The organism is Mesorhizobium sp. M0563 (assembly GCF_040321065.1).
Classification (GTDB): Bacteria; Pseudomonadota; Alphaproteobacteria; order Rhizobiales; family Rhizobiaceae; genus Mesorhizobium.
Genome location: NZ_JAMYQV010000044.1, coordinates 1 through 7,544, shown reverse-complemented (window position 1 = coordinate 7,544; position 7,544 = coordinate 1). Strand labels below are relative to the sequence as shown.

9 protein-coding genes and 2 tRNA genes are annotated in these 7,544 nt (G+C 61.1%); 6 read left to right on the top strand and 5 right to left on the bottom strand.

All coding sequences use genetic code 11. The features are described from left to right. The coding region (locus NKI50_RS30425; protein WP_352496174.1) for a GTP-binding protein at window positions 1–331 on the bottom strand (331 nt) is incomplete at its 3' end. 277 nt (window positions 332–608) lie between these two features. Here NKI50_RS30425 and NKI50_RS30420 point away from each other — a divergent pair. The 4 genes from NKI50_RS30420 to NKI50_RS30405 all read left to right on the top strand — a co-directional run bounded on the left by NKI50_RS30420 (window position 609) and on the right by NKI50_RS30405 (window position 4,027). Further along, complete coding sequence (locus NKI50_RS30420) at window positions 609–1,817, top strand: glycosyltransferase family 87 protein (protein WP_352643575.1); 1,209 nt, start codon at window positions 609–611, stop codon at window positions 1,815–1,817. An 88-nt stretch (window positions 1,818–1,905) separates the two neighbouring features. Continuing rightward, window positions 1,906–2,793, top strand: a complete 888-nt coding sequence (locus NKI50_RS30415) for a DMT family transporter (protein WP_352643576.1) — start codon at window positions 1,906–1,908, stop codon at window positions 2,791–2,793. A 19-nt stretch (window positions 2,794–2,812) separates the two neighbouring features. After that, window positions 2,813–3,262, top strand: a complete 450-nt coding sequence (locus NKI50_RS30410) for a GFA family protein (RefSeq protein WP_023717515.1) — start codon at window positions 2,813–2,815, stop codon at window positions 3,260–3,262. A 141-nt stretch (window positions 3,263–3,403) separates the two neighbouring features. Then, window positions 3,404–4,027, top strand: a complete 624-nt coding sequence (locus NKI50_RS30405) for a peptidoglycan recognition protein family protein (protein WP_352484574.1) — start codon at window positions 3,404–3,406, stop codon at window positions 4,025–4,027. A gap of 45 nt (window positions 4,028–4,072) precedes the next feature. Here NKI50_RS30405 and NKI50_RS30400 read toward each other — a convergent pair whose 3' ends face one another. Then, window positions 4,073–4,330 carry a GlsB/YeaQ/YmgE family stress response membrane protein gene (locus NKI50_RS30400; protein WP_023717513.1) on the bottom strand — a complete coding sequence of 86 codons (258 nt, stop codon included), beginning with the start codon at window positions 4,328–4,330 and terminating at the stop codon, window positions 4,073–4,075. Window positions 4,331–4,489: 159 nt separating this feature from the next. Here NKI50_RS30400 and NKI50_RS30395 point away from each other — a divergent pair, with 159 nt between their 5' ends. Beyond that, on the top strand, window positions 4,490–4,957 hold the full coding sequence (locus NKI50_RS30395) for a YidB family protein (RefSeq protein WP_023717512.1): 468 nt from the start codon (window positions 4,490–4,492) through the stop codon (window positions 4,955–4,957). A 178-nt stretch (window positions 4,958–5,135) separates the two neighbouring features. Here NKI50_RS30395 and NKI50_RS30390 read toward each other — a convergent pair. Then, window positions 5,136–5,209: transfer RNA gene (locus NKI50_RS30390), tRNA-Gly, on the bottom strand. 67 nt (window positions 5,210–5,276) lie between these two features. Then, window positions 5,277–5,361: transfer RNA gene (locus NKI50_RS30385), tRNA-Tyr, on the bottom strand. A 201-nt stretch (window positions 5,362–5,562) separates the two neighbouring features. Between NKI50_RS30385 and NKI50_RS30380 the strand changes: the two genes are divergently transcribed. Then, window positions 5,563–6,411: a TrmH family RNA methyltransferase gene (locus tag NKI50_RS30380; protein ID WP_023717511.1), complete on the top strand. Its 849-nt coding sequence runs from the start codon at window positions 5,563–5,565 to the stop codon at window positions 6,409–6,411. Window positions 6,412–6,497: 86 nt separating this feature from the next. Here NKI50_RS30380 and NKI50_RS30375 read toward each other — a convergent pair whose 3' ends face one another. Further along, a complete protein-coding gene (locus NKI50_RS30375) occupies window positions 6,498–7,385 on the bottom strand; it encodes a 2-hydroxy-3-oxopropionate reductase (RefSeq protein WP_352484573.1) in 888 nt (295 codons plus the stop codon). Between the last annotated feature and the right edge of the window lie 159 nt (window positions 7,386–7,544).

Below are 7,544 nucleotides of genomic sequence, written 5' to 3'. Positions count from 1 at the left end.
TCTGCGGCATCGGGCCGTCGGCGGCCGACACGACCAGGATCGCGCCGTCCATCTGCGCGGCACCGGTGATCATGTTCTTCACATAGTCGGCGTGGCCGGGGCAGTCGACATGGGCATAGTGGCGGGCAGCCGTCTCGTATTCGACGTGTGCCGTCGAAATGGTGATGCCGCGCGCCTTTTCTTCCGGCGCCGCATCGATCTGGTCGTAGCGCTTGTATTCGCCAAAATACTTGGTGATCGCCGCCGTCAGCGACGTCTTGCCGTGGTCGACGTGACCAATCGTGCCAATGTTCACATGAGGCTTAGTGCGCTCGAATTTACCTTTTGCCATAGTCTCTTTCCTTGGACGGCCTAAGGACGGCCTGGACCTTCAGTTCAGTCGAATGCGGGGCGATTAGCGACTAAGGCCGAAAAACACAAGTGCCTTGTGGCTGAGCGCGGCTCACTCGGTTCGAACCCATGATCCGATTTAGGGGATGTGGCCGATATGGGAATGGCAAGACGGAAATGTAAGATGGGCACGACCCAAGGCCGGAGGCGCCACAAACCCTTGATGACACTCCCTTAATGACACTGGAGCAGAATGGCGCCTGGGCACTTGCGGGTAAATGAGCATCATGCGGATTGCCACCATCGCGACAGGGCAGAACCTGCAACGTCTGATCTATCTGGCCATGTGCGGCTTGATCTGCACTTACATTTTTGTTCTTGGCATTTCGATATTGATCGGCAGCTGGCTGTTCGACGAAAACGGGCAGCCGCTGGCGACCGACTTCATCGCATTCTGGGGGGCTGGCAAGCTTGTCCTGCAAGGCTATGCCGCCGATGCCTATAATTGGGACCTGCACAAGAGCATCGCGACCGCTGAAAGCGGTGCTAGCTTCGACGGCTATTTTTCATGGCAGTATCCTCCGACTTTCCTGATCGTGACCGCCGCACTGGCGTTGCTATCCTATCCCGCTGCATTGGTTGCATGGATGGCGACCGGGATAACGCTCTACGCCGCCGCCATACGGCTGATCGGGGGCACACGCGTTGCGATTCTGGCAGCCATGGCCTGGCCCCCCGTGCTTTGGAATACCGTGGTCGGCCAAAACGGCTTCATTACCGCTGCGTTGCTTGGCGCAGCCATCGCCTCGATCGAAAAACGCCCCGCGCTGGCCGGCCTCTGCTTCGGTCTGCTCACCTACAAGCCGCAATTCGGCCTGATGATCCCGCTTGCCCTCATCGCTGGAGGCTTTTGGCGAGTGATCGGTTGGGCCGCTGTTTCCACCACCGTCATGATCGTGCTGTCCATCGGCCTCTTCGGCACCGAGATTTGGTCCGATTTCTTCGATGCCGCCGCCAAGGTCAACGGCACCATTCTCATCGCTGGCAGGGCTGACTTCTCCAAGCTTCAAAGCCTCTACGGTTTTGTCCGCGCGCTCGGGTGGAGTTGGACGCTCGCATGGACCGCGCAGGGCCTGCTCATCGCAGTTCTGAGCGCCGGCATTGTCTGGATATGGCGTCAAAAGGTGGCGTTCGACGTCAAGGCAGCAGCGCTCGCGACCGCGACGATTCTCGCTTCGCCCTACGCGTTCATCTATGATTTCGTGGCTCTTGCCATCCCGCTGGCGTTTCTGGGAAAATCAGGATTTTCGGCGAAAGAATGCGCTGTCGTGATCGCTGCCGGCATTCTGCTCGTCTCGGGCCCCTCGGAACACCTGGCCACCGCCTTTCTCTCGGCGCTGCTTGTGTCAGGCCTGGTGGTCGGCCGCGCATGGCAGGCTTTTCCGACACGCTTGGCTTCGCGGGCTGGAGCGCTCAACGTGAATTGAAGCCATAATCCGTTCGCTTGCCGCTGGAAATCCGTTCGCTTGCCGCTGGCCCATTGCCGCTGTGTCGCCGGTCTGATTTCGTCGGCCGATGCATTTCATCCCGACTGCCATACGAGGCCCGCTGTTCATGGTCGTTTCGACCGGGTCCTACATCGTGAACGACACGATGATGAAGCTCGCAACCGCGGGACTGCCGCCCTATGAGGTGCTGTTCCTGCGCGGCGCTGCGGCAACATTGTGGGGCATTCCGCTGCTGTTCATGCTGGGCTATGGCAAGCAGATTCCGCTGATCCTCGACGCGAAGGTGTTGCGCAGGAACCTGCTCGAACTGGGTGCTATCCTTTGCTACGTGGTGGCGCTCGCCAACATGCAGATCGCCGATTCGACCGCGCTCGGGCAGATCACGCCGTTGCTGATGCTGGTCGGCTCCTCGATGCTGTTTGGCGAACGGATCGGCGGGGTGCGGCTGGCGCTGATCGGCCTTGGCTTTATCGGCGCGGTGATGGTGGCACAACCGACGATGCAGGGGATTTCGGTCTACGCCCTGCTGGCGCTGGGCAATGCCGCTCTGTCCGCGGCACGCGATCTGGCGGGACGCAAGGTCGCCGCCGAGGTGCCGGGGATGGTTGTTGCCATTTCCGCGGTGGTCGTGGTGCTCGCCGGCGCCGGCGTCGCGCATCTGCTTTCCGAGCAGTGGGTCGTGCCTGAAACCCATCACCTGCTGCTGATGGCGGGGGCCGGACTGTTCCTGATCTTCGGCCACTTCTTCATCTTCATGGCCTATCGGGTCGGGCCGACCAGCGTGGTGGCGCCGTTCTACTATTGCTTCACCGTCTGGGCGGTGATTTCGGGCCTGGTGGTATTCCGGCAACTCCCGAATGCGCTGGCCATCTGCGGTATCCTGCTGGTGGTGGCCAGCGGGTTGACAATCGTCTCGCTCGACGAGCGCAAGCGCCGGTTGACTGTCGTCGCCTAGAGCGGAAGTGGAGAAGCGCATGGCAAGCCCGGAAAGCAACCAGAATGCAAGCAACCGCACGCTCACCGGAAAGTGCCTGTGCGGCGCCGTTCAGTATGCGGTGGCGGACGCGTTCATCTATGCCGCGAACTGCCACTGCTCGAACTGCCGGCGCACCACCGGTTCGGCGTTCAAGCCATTCGCCGGCATCGAACGCGACAGGCTGAGCCTGACCAGGGGCGAGGACAATCTCATGATCTTCGGCGACGAAACCGGCCATAACGCGCACTGCAAGACTTGCGGCTCGTTGCTCTATTCGGTGGTCCGCGGCGGTGCCTTCGTGCATGTCGCCATGGGAACCCTGGTCGACGAGCCGACCATCCGCCCGACGCAGCACATCTTTGTCGGCTCCAAGGCGAAGTGGTTCACGATCACCGACGACCTGCCGCAATATGAAGAACACGTGGTCGCTGGAGATGCCGACGAATAGCTGACCGTTAGAAAACGCTCAACCAAATTATCGTTTCGTTTTCGCGTCCGTCGCCAAAGAAACTATACTGTGCTCCGTCACCGAACCTATGTCGCGGGGATTTCTGTGGCATTACCGCCCGAGTGGTTGCCCAATGTTGCGATGAGGCGCGTCATTTGCCATTGGACGGCGGGCTCGCATTCGGCCGGCGATACCGACAAGGATGCATATCACATACTGGTCGAGGGGAATGGCCGTCTGGTCAGGGGCCGGCCTTCGATCGCGCTCAATTCCGGCCGGGTAAAACCGGGATATGCCGCGCACACGCTCAACTGCAACGGCGGCTCGATCGGGGTTTCGCTCTGTTGCATGGCCGGGGCGGAGGAAAGGCCGTTCGATGCCGGCCGCTATCCGATGACCAGGGCCCAGTGGGACGCGATGACCGCGGTTGTCGCCGAACTCTGCAAATATTACCGCATCAAGGTCACGCCCAAAACGGTGCTCTCGCACGCCGAGGTCGAAAGCAATCTCGGCATCGAGCAACGCGGAAAATGGGATTTCACCCGGCTGCCTTTCGATCCGACGATCAGCGGCGCAAGCGGCTGCGGCGAGCGGCTGCGCCGCGACGTGACGGCGGCAATGAGCTCGATGCCAAATCTGCCGGTGAGGATTGGGCGGGATGCCGTATGGCAGCGATTGCTGGAGGAACTATGGCCGATCATGGTGAGAGGGCTGGAAGCCGGCCTCAACACGCTGATCCGCGAAATCCTCAGAAGGATCAGATAGGCGGTCGGCATTCACCCGAATGCCGACGCAACTGCCGGACGGCTTCTATAGAGCCCTCTTGCCGCTGAACTGATGATAGGCCCAGAGGACAACCACGGCACCGACCACGGCTACGATCAGGCTATAGATGTTGAGCCCGGTAACGCCCGACGCGCCAAACGCGCTGAAGATGAGCCCTCCGACGATGGCCCCGACAATCCCGAGCACGATGTCGAGCACAAGGCCTTGCCCGCTTTTATTGACGATCTTGCTGCCTATGAAGCCGGCGATGACGCCGAGAATAATCCAGCTTAATATTGACATTTTTCCTCTCCGTTCCCCGCGCTCGATTACTTCCACATTATTAAGCAAAGCTCAAGCCAACTTGAAAATCATGATTACGGAAAGCTCAAACCGGCTTGAAATTCGCCATGGATGCGTCATTGTCGGAGACGGACGGGCAATTTGACATGGAGATCCACAATGGGACTGTTTGACAATGCCGTTCCCGGCGGCAACGTCGCCAAGCCGCTGATGATCGCGCTCGGCGCACTTTTGGTGGGAAAAATGCTGAGCGGTGGAAGTTCCGCCCAGCCGGAGGCAACGCAAAGCCCTGCCCCCGTCCCGCCTGATACAACAGCATCCGCCGATGGCGGCCTGCTCGGCGGTCTGGGCGGCCTGCTCGACAAACTGAAGGACGCCGGCCACGGCAACGTCGCCAATTCGTGGGTCGGTACCGGTCAGAACCAGCCGATCAACCCCAGCGATCTGGGCAGCGCTCTCGGGCCACAAATCATTCAGGAGATCGCGCAAAGGACGGGGCTGAACCAGCAGGACCTGCTCAAGCAACTGTCCGCAGCCTTGCCAGGGCTTGTCGACCAGCTGACGCCGAACGGGCAAGTGCCGCAGCAGAACCAGCTCGCGTCCATATTCAGCAAATTCGCGAGTTAAGGCATGTCGCCCAACACCGCCTGCGGTTTGGTACAACGACATGCATAAAACAACGGATTAAGGTCGTTGCGCGTCCGTCTGGACGCGCAACCAACACTTTGAATTATCGGCAAAGCGCTTCACTTGGCAGTGCCTGCTTCGGGATCGTGCGCGAGGGACGCCGCGGCTGCGGGAAATCTGGAGCGGGTAGCGGGAATCGAACCCGCATATTCAGCTTGGAAGGCTGCTGCTCTACCACTGAGCTATACCCGCGCCTTTCAGTCAAGCATCGGATACGCTCCGACGCTCGCTCTGCGTTTCAGGGCTTCCGGGCCGGCAGTGGTGGAGAGGGTTGGATTTGAACCAACGTAGGCATAGCCAACGGATTTACAGTCCGTCCCCTTTAACCACTCGGGCACCTCTCCAGTCTGCCGCCGGAGCCATGCAACGAGGCATCGACGCGTCGCGGCCGCCAAAGCAACCCTCCCGCGAAGCGCCTTATGGCGGCAGCGCCCAAAACTGTCAACCACAACAGCCCGGCAAAAAGCGCTGAATTTCGCACCTCGCCTGACAAGCACCTTGTGCAGCTGTATCCATCGCCGGACGACACGGCTATAGAGGCCGCCATGAGCAACGATAACAAATCGAAGACCCCGAAAGATACCCACTACGCCAAGCTGCGCCGCGCGCATCGCGACGAGAAGAGCGGCGGCGCGCCGGCGTTCAGGCCACGCCAGCCGGTGCCGCCCGGCGAGAACGCGGCGGACGGGCTGGTGCGGCTTTACGGGCTGCACACGGTGCGGGCCGCACTCGACAATCCGCGCCGCAAGATCAAGAAAATGCTGGTGACGCGCAACGCTGCCGAGCGGCTGGCAATCGCCGATCTCGGCGCTTTGCCCTTCAAGGCGGAGTTGGTCGAACCCAGGGACATCGACAAGGTCACCGGCTCGGATGCCGTGCACCAGGGCGTGCTGATCGAGGCCGAGCCGCTGAAACCGAAACGCCTCGATGCGCTCGGCGACACCAGGTTGGTGCTGGTGCTCGACCAGATCACCGATCCGCACAATGTCGGCGCGATCCTGCGCTCGGCGGTGGCCTTCGGTGCCGGCGCACTGATCACCACGGCGCGCCACAGCCCGCAGGAATCCGGCGTGCTGGCGAAGTCGGCCTCCGGCGCGCTCGAGCATATCGACCAGATCGAGGTAAAGAACCTCGCCGATGCGCTCGGCCAGCTGCACGATGCCGGATTCCAGACCATCGGTCTCGATTCGGATGGACCGGCGGAGCTTGAAAAGAGTTTTTCGGGCGACAGAATAGCGCTGGTGCTCGGCGCCGAAGGCAAGGGCCTGCGCCAGAAGACGCGCGAGACGGTGACGACGCTGGCCCGGCTCGACATGCCCGGCGCCATCCGCTCGCTCAACGTGTCGAATGCGGCGGCGGTGGCGCTTTATGCGGCGAGGAAGTTTCTAGGTTAGGGAATAGGGGAATAAGGGAGTAGGGGAAAGCATATTCACGGTATTCGCTAACTGCACGTCTCTACTCCCTTATTCTCTCCTATTCCCTACTTCCCTACTTCACATCCCGCCATCCGCTCCAGCGCTCGAACAAGCGCCGAGTGATCCTCCTTGGCCCCGCCATTAGCGGCGCAGGAATTGAACAATTGCTGCGTCGTTGAGGTGTTGGGCAGCGCCACGCCGAGGGCTTTCGCGCCTTCCAGCGCGAGATTGAGATCCTTCTGGTGGAGTTCGATGCGGAAGCCGGGTGCGAAGGTGCGCTTGATCATGCGCTCGCCGTGCACTTCCAGGATGCGCGAGGCGGCCAGCCCGCCCATCAGCGCTTGCCTGACCTTGGCCGGGTCGGCGCCGGCTTTTGAAGCAAAGACAAGCGCTTCGGCGACGGCCTCGATGGTCAGCGCGACGACGATCTGATTGGCGACCTTGGTGGTCTGGCCGACGCCGTTGGGCCCGACCAAAGTGATGTTCTTGCCCATCCTCTCGAAGATGGGCCTGGCGCGTTCGAAGGCTGTTTCCTCGCCGCCGACCATGATGGTCAGCGATGCCGCTTTGGCGCCGACCTCGCCGCCCGACACCGGCGCATCGAGATAGTCGCAGCCGAGATCGTTGACCTTTCTTGCAAAGGCCTTGGTCTCGATCGGCGAGATCGAGCTCATGTCGATGACCAGCTTGCCTCTTTTCAGGCCGGATGCGACGCCGTTTTGGCCGAACAGCACGTCGGCGACCTGCGGTGTGTCGGGAACCATGGTGATGACAATGTCGGCGGCACGGGCGACAGCGTCATGGCCGGTGATGGTCTTTAATCCCCTGGTGACCAGATCCGCCGGCGGTTTCGAGCGGTGGTCGCTGGCGACGAGGTGATAGCCAGCATTGAGCAGATGCCCCGCCATCGGCGCGCCCATAATGCCGAGTCCGATGAAGCCGATGGTTTCCATGTCTTTCTCCGTTTCTTGTTAAGGCGGCGTTCCTGCGCGCCCCCCTCTGGCCTGCCGGCCATCTCCCCACGAGTGGCAGGGGAATCGCATATGGCGATTTTGGGGTTGAGTTTAGGCTGAGAAAGGATTCTTTGGAGAGGCAGTTGAGCGAAGGAGCGA

Coding starts and splice junctions, on each gene's coding strand:
- NKI50_RS30420 (WP_352643575.1), top strand. CDS start 609: ATGAGCATCATGCGGATTGCCACCATCGCGACAGGGCAGAACCTGCAA.
- NKI50_RS30415 (WP_352643576.1), top strand. CDS start 1,906: ATGCATTTCATCCCGACTGCCATACGAGGCCCGCTGTTCATGGTCGTT.
- NKI50_RS30410 (WP_023717515.1), top strand. CDS start 2,813: ATGGCAAGCCCGGAAAGCAACCAGAATGCAAGCAACCGCACGCTCACC.
- NKI50_RS30405 (WP_352484574.1), top strand. CDS start 3,404: ATGAGGCGCGTCATTTGCCATTGGACGGCGGGCTCGCATTCGGCCGGC.
- NKI50_RS30400 (WP_023717513.1), bottom strand. CDS start 4,330: ATGTCAATATTAAGCTGGATTATTCTCGGCGTCATCGCCGGCTTCATA.
- NKI50_RS30395 (WP_023717512.1), top strand. CDS start 4,490: ATGGGACTGTTTGACAATGCCGTTCCCGGCGGCAACGTCGCCAAGCCG.
- NKI50_RS30380 (WP_023717511.1), top strand. CDS start 5,563: ATGAGCAACGATAACAAATCGAAGACCCCGAAAGATACCCACTACGCC.
- NKI50_RS30375 (WP_352484573.1), bottom strand. CDS start 7,385: ATGGAAACCATCGGCTTCATCGGACTCGGCATTATGGGCGCGCCGATG.